Source organism: Nocardia sp. NPDC050799 (genome assembly GCF_040654015.1).
GTDB lineage: Bacteria > Actinomycetota > Actinomycetes > Mycobacteriales > Mycobacteriaceae > Nocardia.
In genome coordinates, this window is sequence record NZ_JBFAHF010000010.1 from 119,500 (window position 1) to 133,485 (window position 13,986).

Annotated in this window: 12 protein-coding genes; 4 read left to right on the forward strand and 8 right to left on the reverse strand. The window is 68.9% G+C overall.

From position 1 onward, the window contains the following. Position 1: 1 nt before the first annotated feature. Complete coding sequence (locus AB0H42_RS13020; protein ID WP_357054295.1) at positions 2-1,330, forward strand: GTP-binding protein; 1,329 nt, start codon at positions 2-4, stop codon at positions 1,328-1,330. Further along, positions 1,330-2,079: a CbiX/SirB N-terminal domain-containing protein gene (locus tag AB0H42_RS13025; RefSeq protein WP_357054298.1), complete on the forward strand. Its 750-nt coding sequence runs from the start codon at positions 1,330-1,332 to the stop codon at positions 2,077-2,079. The genes AB0H42_RS13020 and AB0H42_RS13025 overlap by 1 nt, the downstream gene beginning before the upstream one ends. Before the next feature lie 126 nt (positions 2,080-2,205). On the opposite strand, the gene AB0H42_RS13030 is transcribed toward AB0H42_RS13025, so the two are convergent. Together AB0H42_RS13030 and AB0H42_RS13035 are read right to left on the reverse strand one after the other, a co-directional pair. Continuing rightward, positions 2,206-3,003 (reverse strand): HAD family hydrolase, encoded by a 798-nt coding sequence (locus AB0H42_RS13030; protein ID WP_357054301.1) that lies wholly within the window; start codon positions 3,001-3,003, stop codon positions 2,206-2,208. An 83-nt stretch (positions 3,004-3,086) separates the two neighbouring features. Continuing rightward, a complete protein-coding gene (locus AB0H42_RS13035) occupies positions 3,087-5,192 on the reverse strand; it encodes an Hsp70 family protein (protein WP_357054303.1) in 2,106 nt (701 codons plus the stop codon). A gap of 601 nt (positions 5,193-5,793) precedes the next feature. Here AB0H42_RS13035 and AB0H42_RS13040 point away from each other — a divergent pair. Then, positions 5,794-6,744 (forward strand): Lrp/AsnC family transcriptional regulator, encoded by a 951-nt coding sequence (locus tag AB0H42_RS13040; RefSeq protein WP_357054306.1) that lies wholly within the window; start codon positions 5,794-5,796, stop codon positions 6,742-6,744. 85 nt (positions 6,745-6,829) lie between these two features. Here AB0H42_RS13040 and AB0H42_RS13045 read toward each other — a convergent pair whose 3' ends face one another. After that, positions 6,830-7,225 carry a helix-turn-helix domain-containing protein gene (locus tag AB0H42_RS13045; RefSeq protein ID WP_357054309.1) on the reverse strand — a complete coding sequence of 132 codons (396 nt, stop codon included), beginning with the start codon at positions 7,223-7,225 and terminating at the stop codon, positions 6,830-6,832. Positions 7,226-7,287: 62 nt separating this feature from the next. On the opposite strand from AB0H42_RS13045, the gene AB0H42_RS13050 reads away from it, so the two are divergent. Beyond that, a complete protein-coding gene (locus tag AB0H42_RS13050; RefSeq protein WP_357054311.1) occupies positions 7,288-8,127 on the forward strand; it encodes an NAD(P)H-binding protein in 840 nt (279 codons plus the stop codon). A gap of 250 nt (positions 8,128-8,377) precedes the next feature. On the opposite strand, the gene AB0H42_RS13055 is transcribed toward AB0H42_RS13050, so the two are convergent. From AB0H42_RS13055 to cysT, 5 genes are all read right to left on the reverse strand, one after another. Further along, entirely contained in the window at positions 8,378-9,970 is a 1,593-nt protein-coding gene (locus AB0H42_RS13055) for an FAD-dependent oxidoreductase (protein WP_357054314.1), read from the reverse strand. A gap of 17 nt (positions 9,971-9,987) precedes the next feature. Then, a complete protein-coding gene (locus AB0H42_RS13060; protein WP_357054317.1) occupies positions 9,988-11,001 on the reverse strand; it encodes a diiron oxygenase in 1,014 nt (337 codons plus the stop codon). A gap of 335 nt (positions 11,002-11,336) precedes the next feature. After that, on the reverse strand, positions 11,337-12,332 hold the full coding sequence (locus AB0H42_RS13065) for a sulfate ABC transporter ATP-binding protein (protein ID WP_357054320.1): 996 nt from the start codon (positions 12,330-12,332) through the stop codon (positions 11,337-11,339). Positions 12,333-12,354: 22 nt separating this feature from the next. Next, a complete protein-coding gene (gene cysW / locus AB0H42_RS13070) occupies positions 12,355-13,161 on the reverse strand; it encodes a sulfate ABC transporter permease subunit CysW (protein WP_357054323.1) in 807 nt (268 codons plus the stop codon). Next, positions 13,158-13,913, reverse strand: a complete 756-nt coding sequence (gene cysT / locus AB0H42_RS13075) for a sulfate ABC transporter permease subunit CysT (protein WP_357054534.1) — start codon at positions 13,911-13,913, stop codon at positions 13,158-13,160. The genes cysW and cysT overlap by 4 nt, the downstream gene beginning before the upstream one ends. Positions 13,914-13,986: the final 73 nt, after the last annotated feature.

The following is a 13,986-nucleotide window of genomic DNA, read 5'->3' on the forward strand; positions in this document are numbered from 1 at the left end:
TATGTCCGACCTATTGAGGCTGGCCACCGCCGGTTCTGTCGACGACGGCAAGTCCACCCTGGTCGGACGCCTGCTCTACGACACCAAATCCGTGCTCGCCGACCAGATCGACGCGGTGACCCGGGCGTCGGTGGACAAGGGCCTGTCCACCCCCGACCTGTCGCTGCTGGTGGACGGTCTGCGGGCCGAACGTGAGCAGGGCATCACCATCGATGTCGCCTACCGGTACTTCGCGACCCCGCAGCGGTCGTTCGTGCTGGCCGACACCCCCGGTCATGTGCAGTACACCCGCAACACCGTGTCCGGCGCGTCGACCGCCCAGCTGGTGATCCTGCTGGTGGACGCCCGCAAGGGCGTGATCGAGCAGACCCGGCGGCACGCGGCGGTCCTGGCGCTGCTGGGTGTGCCCAAGCTGGTGCTGGCGGTGAACAAGATCGACCTCATCGGCGGGGACGAGCCCAGCGAACAGGGCCGGCAGGCCGCGGCCGCCAAGGTCTTCGCGGAGATCTCCGCGGAGTTCTCCCACCTCACCCGGACCCTCGGCTGGTCGGAGGAGGATGTACTCGAGATCCCGGTGTCGGCGCTGCACGGCGACAATATCGCCGCCCGTTCCGACAAGACTCCGTACTACAGCGGCCCGTCGCTGATCGATCATCTCGAATCGGTACCGGTGGACGCGGACAACACCGGCGAACACGCGGTGGGCCTGCGCTTCCCGGTCCAATACGTCATCCGGCCGCGCACGCCGGAATACCCGGACTACCGCGGTTACGCGGGTCAGATCGCGGCGGGTTCGGTGGCCCCCGGCGACGAGGTGGTGGTGCTGCCCTCCGGTATCCGCACGACCGTCGAACGGATCGACACCCCCGACGGCGAACTGGCCGTCGCCCAGGCCGGCCGCAGTGTCACGCTGGTGCTGACCGACGAGGTCGATATCTCGCGCGGTGACACCATCGCCTCACCCGGCGACGCCCCGCAACCCGTCGATACTTTCGACGCCACCGTGTGCTGGCTCGGTGACAAACCGCTGCGCCCCGGTGCCCGGCTGCTGCTCAAGCACGGCACCCGGACTACGCAGGCGATCGTGGGCGCGCTCACCGAACGTTTCGACGAGCAGCGCCTGGCCGCCGACCCGAACCCGGAAACGCTGGCGCTCAACGATATCGGCCGGATCTCGGTGCGAGTCGCGGAGGCGATCGCGGCCGACGACTACCGGACCAACCGGCACACCGGCAGTTTCCTGCTCATCGACCCGGCAGGCGGGAACACGCTGGCGGCGGGCCTGGTCGGGGATGTGCTCACCGCGGTCGAGGTCGGAACCGAGGTCTGATGCCGGGCAGTCCCACGCTGGTAGCGGTGGCACACGGCAGCCGGGATCCCCGGTCGGCCGCCACCGTCGCCGCGCTCGTGGAGCGGGTGCGGACCGCGCGCCCCGGGACGCCGGCCCACCTCGCCTTCCTCGACCTGAACGCGCCCTCGGTCGGGCAGGTACTCGACTCGGTGGCGGCCACCGGCGAAACCGACGCGGTGGTGGTCCCGCTACTGCTGGGCAGCGCCTTCCACGCCCGCGTGGACCTGCCCGCACTGTTGGCCGGGGCCGCCGCCCGCAACCCGGGGTTGCGGCTCACCCAGGCCGAAGTGTTCGGCGCCGACCCGCGGCTGATCGAGGTGCTGTACGAGCGGGTGCGGACGGTGCGCGAGCGGCACGGCTGGGACGGCCCGCCCGCGCGGCTCGGTATCGCCCTGGCCGCCGTCGGCTCGTCCGCGGCGGCGGCGAACCGCCGGACCGCCCGGCTGGCCCGCCGTTTCGCGGACCGGACCGGCCATCCCACCGAAGTATGTTTCGCCACTGCGGAACCCACGCTCGGGCAGGCGGCGGCACGACTCCGGGCCCGCGGCGCCGACCGCGTGCTCGTCGCTCCCTGGTTCCTGGCGCCGGGCCTGCTCACCGACCGGCTGCGCGACCAGGATCCGCTGCTACCGCACGCCGAGGTCCTCGGCCCGGACCCGGCGCTCGCCGAGATCGTCTGGGACCGCTATGACGCCGCGCTCGCAGGCGCACTGCCACTGTCGGCCTGAGGTCGGCCACTACTACCGGGCCTGTGCACACCGCCGCCGTGCGTGGCCGGCCGATGCACAACACGGCCGGCCTCCCGGATCACCTGCGGAACCGTCACATCGCCGGCCGACCCCGAGGGACCGAGTTCAGAACCAGCGCTCCAGCACCGCGGCCACCCCGTCGGCCGCGACATCATCGGTGACCTCGTCGACGAGACCGTGGAGTTCGACCGGTGCGTTTGCCATTGCCACCGAATGCCCTGCCCAGGCGAACATTTCGCGGTCGTTGAAGCCGTCCCCGATGGCCAGGGTGGCCTCGCGTGGGATATCGAGCAGGCGGCGCAGATGTTCCAGCGCCCACCCCTTGGAAATCCCGTGCCGGGAAATGGTGAGCCAGGGGCCGAATTCGCCGTAGACCCAGCTGATCTCCGGTAACGCCAGCCCTTCCAGCAGCCGGTGCATCTCCTCCGGGGCGCCCTCGGGCCACCAGCAGTTCAGGCGCGGCGTGGGTTCGCTGCCCAGGGTGAGGTCGTCGACCACCACGTAATCACCGCCGGCGTAGTACTCGCCGGGACTCATTCCGGTGGCCCAGAATCCCTCGCCGACCCGTTCGGCGGTGAAGATCATGTCCGGGAACAGCCGGCGCAGCGCGGTGACCGCGGGCGCGGGGTCGAAATGGTGCACCGACACCGGGAGGGCCTGCTCGATATCGATATGGACGGCGCCGTTGGAGCAGATGGCGTGTCCCTGGACGAGGCCGAGTTCGTCGAGCACCGGCCGGGTCGAGATCACCGTCCGTCCGGTGCTCACCACGACGTGCGCGCCGGACCCGACCGCCCCGCGCACGGCGGCGGTCACCCGGGCGCTCACCCGGGCACCGGTTTTCAGCAGTGTCCCATCCACATCGAGCGCGATCAGCCGCGGTGGGCCCCCGTCAATGTCCACCTCATCGATTGTGCCGTGCTTCGACGCCGGACCGCACCGAGTTTTCCGGTACGGCTCGCGCCGGTCGGCCGTTACCCGGCGCCTCAGCGGTGTGCTCCGCCCCGGGAGGACCCGCCGCGCGAGTTTCCGCCGCGGGAGGACCCACCATCGCCGCCGGGATTCGAGCCTTCGGACTTGGACCCGTTGCTGTGCGAACCGCCGGCGGAATCCGGACCACCGGCGGAGGTGCCGGAATCCGAACCGCCGCCGCTCCATCCCGAACGCCCGCCGAAACCGTGCGAGTCACCTGACCCGCCGGAGTCACCGGGTCCGCCCGCGGCGGAGGAATCGGATCCTCCGGCATGACCGGAGGAGGTTTCGCCGGGGTCGGTACCGGATCCGGCGCCCCCACTCGGCGTACCGCCGGAGGCGCCCGGAGCCTCCGTGCCGTATCCACTCCCACTGTTGTCACCCGATTTCGCTCCGCCCGAACCGAGACCACCGCCGCTGTCGTCATCCGCCCCGCCGCCGCCCGGACCGTATCCACTGTCGTCACCCGAGCCGGCACCGCCCGAGTCGGCGCCACCGCCGCTGTCGTCACCCGAGCCGGCCCCACCCGGAACAGTCCAGCCGCCATCGGGGAGACCGCCGGTCCAGCCGCCACCGGTGGTGTTGTCTCCGGAGCCCGGTGTCCCGGGCCACCATCCACCGGCGCCGCCGGATTCGTCACCACCATCGGCCGGCCCGCCGGTATCCCCGTCCGGTTCGTCCACCACCGGCGGATCACCCGGTTCCGGGCTGCCCGGTCCGTTGTCACCGGGCGCGGGCCGATCCGGGCCCGCGCCGGTGCGCGATGGAGGCTGGACACCGCCGTACTCGAACGGCGGATGGCCGAATCGCGCGGGATCATCGTGCCGCGGCCGGGTTTCGGGGTGTTCGTCCTGTCGGGTGTGGTGTGTTCCGGACCCGGCGTCCGCGGGCCCTTCGGGAGCGGACTTCGCCGGAGCGGGTGCACGACCGGGCATGGGCGGCCCGTACAGCCCTGTCATCGCGGCGGGTGTGATCACCGCGGGGGCGCGCAACGGCGCATAGGACACCGTCCATCCGGTGTCCGACCGCTCCACCCGGGCCTCACCGTGGATCTCGAACTGCACCGCCCCCGGACTCCGCAGCGGAACCCGGTCCTGGTCTAGATGTTCGGTATCCGCCGGGCCGCTACCGAGGATGGTGGCCGCGGACATGGCGACCGCCGAGAAGAGGGCGGCGCCGGAGAAGATCGGCGGATGTTTCAACCCGTGCGCGACCGCCGGTGCCACGCTCTCCGCGGCCATCGCGGCGGCACCGAGTGCGACGCACTGCCCCGAATCGGCGGCGACGGTCACCGGCAGGCCCAGTTCGGCGAGGGTTTCGGCCACCTGCGAGGGTCGCGCGGCGCCGCCCACCACCAGCACTCGATCGATATCGGAGAGCCCGACACCGGCCGAGCGCACCGCGGCCCGGACCACCTCCAGGGAATCCCGCACGTGTTCACGCCGCAGACCCTCCGGGTTCACGAAGGACATGAGCGATACGGCACCGGTGCCCGGTTCGACCGGCCCGATGGCCCGATCGCCGGCACAGCGCGCGATCATCGCGCCCAGGGGCCGGGCGCCGAAGTCATAGGAGCGGACCGCGTTACCGACCACCGGATGATCGGGCCAGTCCGGCCCGGTCCGTACCACGGCGACATCGAGACTGTTCCCACCCAGGTCGTAGACCAGGACGAACCCGGCGTCCAACGGCCCGTGTTCGGTATCGAGCCAGTGCGCGGCGGCCACCGGCTCCGGGACCAGCTCGACGTGACCGACCCCGGCGAGATCCAGGCTCTGTCGCAGTAGTCCGAGTTGTTTGCGGCTGTACCCGGCCGGGTGGGTGGCGACCACCCCGGCCGCCGGTTCGGCGGCCACCAGACCCTGGACCACCGAGGCGAAGATGGTGGCCGGCGACCAGATCCGCCCGTCCACGTACACCGATTCCGGATTCCGGCCCAGATCGGCGAATTCGTTTATCGCCGTGGAGAACCGGGTGATCCCCCCGAGTCTCGCGGTGCCTCCGCTGTCGAATCCGACGGCGGTCCGTCGAGTACGGACCACCGGCCGCGCGTCCTGTGCCCCGACCCGCGCCGAGACCACGTTCACCGTACCGATGCTGATACCCAGCCCAGAAGTCATCTGCCATCCCGTCAACGCACCGTGACCACGTCCTCGAAAGAGCCATGGGCGCGGTCGTCTTCCAAACAGCGACCACAGGTTAGCTGGAACTTCGTCCGAACATCGAATAATCGAGAAGTAAATCCGAAGTTACGGAGCGGCTTTCCCGCAACGGAGCGGTGTTACCCACCGGCCGGAGACGGCATACAGAGCCGAAAAAATGGCATTTGATCAGCTCGTATATAGGACTGAAGCGAAGCACTCGATATTCCCCTGGTCCGATGGATTCGTAAACCCCGGTGACGCAGCGCTGATCGAACGCCGACCCTACCCGCCGGTAACGGATAGGTAGCCATATCGCCAAGCATTAATTGGCCGGAATACCGTCCGTACAAATACTTTTCGGGGAGCGCACCTCTTATCGTCACAGTGCGGGCGGTCTCCCTCTAATACGTTGTGCCAGTGGATGATTGGTGCGTACTTTGTAGCCGGGAAGAAGAGCGCCGCACCGTAGGCGCCGCGCGCGGAGGCGAAGAAACCCCGCCCCGTGGGTCCGTTCTCGTTACCGCCGATACCGTCCAGCGTGCGTGGACGGTATCGGCGATCGCCCTATCCTGATCCGGTGGAATCGGTCATGCTGGACACGCTCGACCAGTGCATGCTGCACGCCCTGCAGATCGATGGGCGCGTGCCGTTCAGCAGGATCGCCGCTGTTCTGGACGTCTCGGACCGAACCGTCGCCCGCCGTTTCGGCCGGCTCCGGGCCGCCGGCGCCCTCCGCGTCAGCGCCGTACCGCACAGCCATCTCGCCGCGGACACCCAGTGGCTGGTGCGCCTGCGGGTCCACCCCCGGGCCGCCGCCGGCGTGGCGCGAGCTCTGGCCGGCCGCCACGACACCGCCTGGGTCACCGAGTTATCCGGCGGCACCGAGATCGCCTGCCTGTTCCGGGTTCCCGGCAACGGTGCGGCACCGCTGGCAATGCTCAGTGCGCATTCCGGCATCGTCGAGGTGACCGCCCAGCGCCTGCTGTGCCATCTGATGAACCACCGCTGGCGCGGGCGTATGTCCGCACTCACCGAGCAGCAGCTCGCCGGGATCTACCCGCCCGATACCGCGGCCCCCGATCCGGTTCGGCTCACCGATCTGGACCGCAGGCTCTTCCGCACCCTGTCCGGCGACGGGCGGACAGCCTACGCGGACCTGGCGCGGCACGTCGACTGGTCGGAATCCGCGGTGCGGCGGCGGTTGACGGAACTGCGGGCCGCCGGGATGCTGCTGTTCGACGTCGAAGTGGAGCCCGCGCTGTTCGGCTTCTCCGCACAGTGCCTGCTGTGGCTTTCGGTCACCCCGTCGCGGCTGACCACAGTCGCCGCGAGCCTTGCCGCGGACACCGAAACGGCCTATCTCGGCGCGACCACCGGCAGGCACAATCTGCTCGCCGTCACACTCAGCCGCGACGCCGCCACCCTGTACGGCTATCTGAGCGAGCGGATCGGGAGGCTACCCGGAGTCGAGCAGGTCGAGACCGCGCCGATCACCGCGTACGCCAAACGTTTCGCCCGGCGCGGGTGAGCCGAGTGAGCCGACCGGCGCCGCGCGCGGTCCCGGTGACGAGAACAGGGTGTCGCGCCGAGTGCTGCGGTGCACCGCCGTGCCGTCAGCTCTTCCGGTCGTGGCGGCGCTGGGCGGCCACGACCTCGATCGTGTGCAGGCGGATCCAGTCCAGGAATTGTTGCATCGGCACGGTGAGACCACGGCCGAGGTCGGTGAGCTCGTAGCTGACGCGCGGCGGCCTGACGGGCTCGACGATGCGCGAGACGAGCCCGTCCCGCACGAGTGTGCGCAGCGTCTGCGACAACATTTTTTCGCTGATCCCGCCGATCGTGGTGTGCAGTTCGGAGAACCGTAACGGCCCACGTCCCAATGCCGTCAGAATCAGTACTCCCCAGCGACTGGTGATGTGGTCGAGCACCTCACGGGCGGGGCAATCGCTGTTGAATGCGTCACTCTTCGCGGGCCGGGCGGTCTTGCGGGCCTGGAAACCGACTGCCATACCAGTAGCTTACCCAGAGGTATGTTCTTACTCTCAGTAAGCCTTCGACATACGCTTCCGCCATGGTCACAGTCGTTTTCGGAGCCAGGGGCAATGTCGGCCGCCGCGTCGCGGCGGCACTCGTAGCGCAGGGCGGGCCGGTCCGCCTGACAAGCCGGGAACCCGACCCGGCGGGCTTCCCACCGGGCGCACAGGTCGTAGCGGCCGATCTGGAGCGCTCCGAAACACTGCCCGCCGCACTCGAAGACGCGGAACGCGTATTTCTCTATGCGATGCCGGACGGAATCGGCGAATTCGTGGCGGCGGCCGAGACCGCCGGAGTCCGGCACGTGGTCCTGCTGTCGTCCGGGGCCATCCTGCAGAGCGAGGCCGAACAGAACCCGATCGCCCGATCCCACCGCATTGTCGAAACCGCCCTCGAGAAGTCGGACCTGGGGTGGACGTTCATCCGGCCGGGCATGTTCGCCACGAACGCACTGTGGTGGTGGCAGCGGTCGATTCGCGAAGAGGGCAGGGTCCGCCTGCCCTATCCCGAAGCGCGGACGGCACCTGTCCACGAGCGCGACATGGCGGCACTGGCGGTGACCGCATTGACCGAGCCGGGCCATCAGCGCCGCGCCTATTCGGTGTGGGGACCCGCGGCGCTGACCCTGCGGCAGCAGGTCCAGCACATCGGTGCGGCCATCGGCCGGGAGATCGCCGTCGAGGTGGTCTCCGTCGACCGGGCCCGCGCGGAACTGAGCGAGACCATGCCCGCGATCGGCGTCGAGGCCGTCCTGGCCGGGTGGCAGGCGGGGACAGAAGCGCCGCCGGAGGTATCGACCATCATCGAGGAGGTCACCGGCCGCCCTGGGCTGACGTTCGCGGACTGGGCGATGGACCACGCGCACGACTTCCGCTGACCCCCTCCCGGATCCGGAGGCCGTGCGGCACCAGCGGCGGAAAGACTTCCAACCACCTGCCGACGGTGCACGCGCTGGGTCCTGCGGTAGAGGAAGTCGTATCCGAGCGGCGGCGCGGTCTTCCCGAGGACAGCTGAAGAGGAGGAGAAGGAAAAGGACCGGGTGGTCGTGCGCGTGGCGCCGGAGCCGGTGCGCGAGCGACTCCGCGGCGGGCCACGATAAGGGTTACGTGGTCCGCCGCGCAGCGGATTCAGCGGCGGCCGAAGAGGCGGTGGCGTGCCGATTGCCCGGCGCGCAGTACCGCTCCACCCGGCCGCGCCTGCGGCCGGCGACCGCGCAACAGGCCGTCGAAGGCCGCCGCGCTGCCCGCGGGTTCGGGTAGGCGGCCCGCATTGAAATCGTCGGCCAGCTGCTGCACCGTCTCCTGGGCACAGGACTTGTTGGTACCGATGAACCCCGTGGGCCCGCGCTTGATCCAGCCGGTGACATACGTGCCCGGGAACACCGCCCCGTCCGGCGCCTCCAGCACCCGCCCGGCCTGGTTCGGGATGATCCCGCGCTGTTCGTCGAACGGCAGGCCCGGCGTCGGCACTCCCCGGTAGCCCACCGAGGTGAGCACGAGCCCGGTCTCCAGGAGATCGAGATCGCCGGTGGGCACCGCGCGTACCCGCCCGTCCTCACCGAGCACCGGATCGGTGCGCTCCACCTCGATCCCGGTGACGGCATCGGGGCCGAGGATGCGGCTCGGCGCGCTCTGATAGCGGAAGACGATGCGCCGCCGCCCGCCGGGCGGGCGCTCGGCGGCCCGGCGCAGCAGATCCAGTTTGCGCTCGACCTGATAGGACAGGCCCGCCGTGGGCGGAGGTAGTTCGCCGTCCACGACGATATCCACATCCGCGCCGAACAACCCGACGAACTCCGGGACGGTGAACGCCGATTCGGCAGGGCCGCGCCGGCCCAGCACCACGACCTCTTCCACGCTGCTGCGCCGCAGCGCCTCGAGCGCGACCGGCGAGATGTCGGTCCCGGCCAGCGCTTCGGGATCGCTGGTGAGGATGCGCGCCACATCGAGCGCGACATTGCCGTTGCCGATGATGACGACCCGGCGCCGGGAGAGATCGAAATCGTGGTGCAGATGGTCGGGGTGACCGTTGTACCAGGCCACGAAATCGGTGGCGGAGACATTCCCGGCCAGACCTTCACCCGGGATACCGAGTTTGCGGTCGGTCGACGCGCCGACCGCGTAGACGACCGCGTGATGGTAGGCGAGCAGTTCCTCATGCGAGATGTGCTTGCCCACCTCGACGTCGAAGTAGGACCCGAAGCCCGGCTGCTCCGACATCACATCGAAGAGGTCGGCCACCTGCCGGGTCTTCGTGTGGTCCGGGGCCACACCGTATCGGGCCAGCCCGTACGGCACCGGCAGCCGGTCGAACACCGTCACCCGCACCTCGGGTTGGGTGAGCAGTTCGTCGGCCGCGTACATGGCCGAGGGTCCCGAGCCGACCACGGCCACCCGCAGCGGCCCGCGCCCGGCGGTGTCGATCGCCGGCGCCGGCACCGGTGGTGCCAGCAGCGGGCGGGGGCGTACCTGCCGGTAGAAGTCGGCGTTGATCTCGATGAACGGCTGCTGCTCGGCGGTCAGTTTCTTCACCGAGGTGATGGCGTCCACCGGGCACGCCGAGGCGCAGGCGCCGCAGTCCACGCAGGCCGCCGGATCGACATAGAGCATGTCCGCCGTCCGGAAATCCGGCTCGTCCGGGGTGGGATGGATGCAGTTGACCGGACAGGCGTAGACGCAGGACGCGTCGCTACAGCACGACTGGGTGACGACGTAGGGCATGGAGGTACTACCGCCGCTCAGGCCGCTTTGCCGGAGACCGCGCGCAGCGGCTCGGAGCGGTACCGGGTGGTGTGGCCGTCGATCCCCAGCGCCTTCCACACCCGCTTGGCGACCGGGTTCATCAGGCCGATCTCCTTGGCCAGGGCGCGCACGTCGCCGAAGTAGTCGCTGAAGGTCTGCTTGGCGTCGTCGGACCCGTAGAACAGTTCCTTACGCACGCTCTCCGGGATATCGAACTCGTCGAAGAACGCCTTGGGCGGCGTCACGATGGCACGGCCGAGGATCCACATGACGATCGGCATGGCCAGTGACAGCACGAACTTGTTCCGGGCCGAGGACTCCGGCACGTGCTTCTTGAGGAATTCGTGCGCGAAGGAGATGTGCCGTGCTTCTTCGGCCACATGGATGGCCATCACACCGCGCATGATCGGATGCACTTCCTCGCCGGAGCGCAGAACTTCCTTCTGGATGTGATCGATCGGCTCCTCACCGCCGAGAACGGCCATGAAGAACAGGTTCGGGAAGGCCACCGCCACCGGGACGGCGATATGCCGGATCTGACGCACCAGCGGGCCCATACCCGGGACGTCGACCCCGATCCGGTTCACCATCTCCTGGAACATCAGGGTGTGGTTGTGTTCCTCGATCATCTCGTGGGAGCAGTAGCGGAACTCCGGGTCACCGTTGGGCAGGCCGACGATGTGCTGCATCATGCCGCTGATCAGGATGGCCTCGAACTGCAGGCCCACCTTGGCGACATTGGCCTGGCGGTACTTGCCGAGCGCGATCTTCTTCTCGTGCGGCAGCGCCTGATACCAGGGATGGCGGCCGACCGTATCCCCCGAAACCGGCAGGATCCAGCGCTCCGGCCGGGCGTCGGGGGCGAAGTCGGGATGATCCCAGTCGATATCGGTGAAGGGATCGAAGTTCCGGTTGACCGAACCCTCCGACAGCAGCAACAGCTTCTCCGCGTATTCCTGAGCCTGCGCGACCAGTTGGTCGTCGGAGACCGTGGTGGCTGAAGACGTCATCGTCACTGCCTCTCGTCGATGATTCGGGCTTAACTGTTTCCCATAGTTACAGCTACGCCGGGGTACGTCAACACGACTACCCCCGGCGGCCGGATCACACCGTGGACGTGGCGAGTATCACTCCAGCTCAGCGCGGGGGTGCAGTGATCGCACCGGCCAGAAGCACGGAATACACCTCGTGGCCCGCGGTGCCATCCGGCCACCGCTCGCGTCCATTCCGGATGGACGACACCGGCGGGCCCACCCAGAATCCTGGCGCAGCGACTCCGGCACCGGAGTGAAGACCCGGGGTTACGAGAGGCCCGATCTCGCGGTACCGAGGGCGACGCCCTCGATCACCACACCGGCAGATGGGGAACCCGGGTCGCGCGGGCGTAGACCGTCTCTCCCTCCGCCAAGCGCAATGCCTCGGCGTCACCGCGGGTGACCTGGGCGGTGAACAGGTCGCCGGTGGCGGCATTGCGCAACTCCACCCGGACCTCGAAGCCGAGCCGCACCACCCGCTCGACCGTCGCCCGGGTGACGCCCGCCGATTCCGCGGTGCCCTCGTAGGCGGCCAGCGCCATATTCGAATCCCGGCCCACCCGGATATCGTGCGGCCGCACCAGATGCCCGTTGAGTCGCGCCACCGCACCCAGGAACGACATGACGAACTCGCCGGCGGGCCGGTCGTAGACATCTTCGGGACTGCCGACCTGCTCGATCCGGCCGGCGTTCATCACCGCGATCCGGTCGGCCACGTCCAGGGCTTCTTCTTGGTCGTGGGTGACCAGCACGGTGGTCACGTGTACTTCCTCGTGCAGGCGCCGCAACCAGGTCCGCAGATCCGCGCGGACCTTCGCGTCGAGCGCGCCGAACGGCTCGTCCAGCAGCAGCACCTGCGGGTCCACCGCCAGCGCCCGGGCCAGCGCCATCCGCTGCCGCTGCCCGCCGGACAGCTGCGCCGGATACCGGTGCTGGAAACCGTCGAGGCCCACGATGCCGAGCAGTTCGTCGACCCGTTTCGCGATCTCGGGCTTCGGCCGCTTCCGGATGGTCAGCCCGAAGGCCACATTGTCGCGGACGGTCATATGCTTGAACGCCGCGTAGTGCTGGAAGACGAAACCGATATCGCGTTTCTGCGGTGGTACCCGGGTCACATCCCGGCCGCCTATGGTCACCACCCCGGAATCGAGATTCTCCAGCCCCGCGATCGACCGCAGCAGGGTCGACTTCCCGGACCCCGAGGGACCGAGCAACGCGGTCAGCTCGCCGGCGGGGATGTCCAGGCTGACATCGTCGAGGGCGGCGAACGAACCGTAGTTCTTGCGCGCATTGGTCACGGTGATCATCGGCAGCCTCCGGCATAAACAATCAAGATGCGTTCCGCTTACGTTCCAGGAGCGTCATCAACAGCAGGGTGACGAGCGCGAGTCCCATCAGCAGAGTGGCGGCGCAGTACGCGCCGAAATCGTTGTGATCATTGATATAGCGTTCGTGCACCAGCAGCGTCAGCGTCTGCGATACACCAGGAAACCCCGACGACACCATGATGACCGCGCCGAACTCCCCCAGCGCGCGGGCCACGGTGAGTACGACGCCGTAGGTCAGCCCCCAGCGAATGGCGGGGACGGTGATCCGCCAGAAGGTCTGCCAGCGTGATGCCCCCAGGGTCGCCGCCGCCTGTTCCTGATCGTCGCCGATCTCGTGCAGCACCGGTTCCACCTCGCGCACCACGAACGGCATGGTGACGAAAATGGTCGCCAGCACCATGCCCGGCAGCGCGAAGATCACCTGGAAACCCCAGTCGGTGACCACACCGAACCAGCCGTCGACACCCCACAGCATGATCAACGCCACGCCGACCACCACCGGCGAGACCGCGAAGGGCAGGTCCACGATGCCCTGTAGCAACCGGCGGCCGGGGAAATCGCCGCGTACCAGCGCCAGAGCGATCACCACGCCGAGGATCACGTTCACCGGCACCACGATCACCAGGATGATCATGGAGAGGTTGAAGGCCGAGATGGCGGCGGGCGTACTGATCTGATCGAGGAACGCCCCGATCCCCTGGCCGAACGCCCGGTACAGAATGATCCCGAGCGGAAGCACCAGCAGGACGAACAGGTAGCCGAGGGCGAGCACGCGCAGCGTGATCCGGCCGGGAGCGGACAGTTTCATCGGGCCTCACGTTCCTTGCGGGCCGTCCGCTCGGCGAACACCCGCAGCACCAGCAGCGCGACGAACGCGATCACCAGCAGCGCCACCGAGACCGCCGCCGCGTTCACCGGACGGTCGATCTCGATCTGCTGCTGGATGTACTGGGAGGCCACCTGCGTCTCACGGGGGATGTTGCCGCCGATCAGCACCACCGACCCGAACTCACCGATGGCGCGCGCGAAGGCCAGGCCGCCGCCGCTGATGATGGCCGGCGCCAGGGTCGGGAGCACCACGCGGCGGAAGGTCGTCCAGTTGTCGGCGCCCAGCGACAGCGCCGCCTGTTCCACCTCGCGATCGGCCTCGATGAGCACCGGCTGCACCGAGCGCACCACGAACGGCAGCGTCACGAAGGCCAGCGCCACCACCAGGCCCGGCCGGGTCGCGTTGAGATGAACATCGACCGGGCTCTGCGGTCCGTACAGGGCCAGCAGCACAATGCTGGCGACGATTGTGGGCAGCGCGAACGGCAGGTCGATCAGCGCGTTCACCAGACCCTTGCCCGGGAAGTCGTCGCGGACCAGCACCCAGGCGATAATCGTGCCCATCACGACGTTCAGCAGCGCCACCGCCAGCGAGACCAGCACCGTCACCCGCAGCGACGCCAAGGCCAGCGGGTCGGTCACCGCGCCCCAGAACCCGGACCAGCCGTCGTCGAACGCGCTGAAGGTCAGTGCGGCCAGCGGCAACAACACGATCACACTGAGCCACAGCATCGCGGTGGCGATACCGAGCGGGCCCACCGAACCGGTGAACCGCAACCACGACCGGATCGGCCGGCGGGTGTAC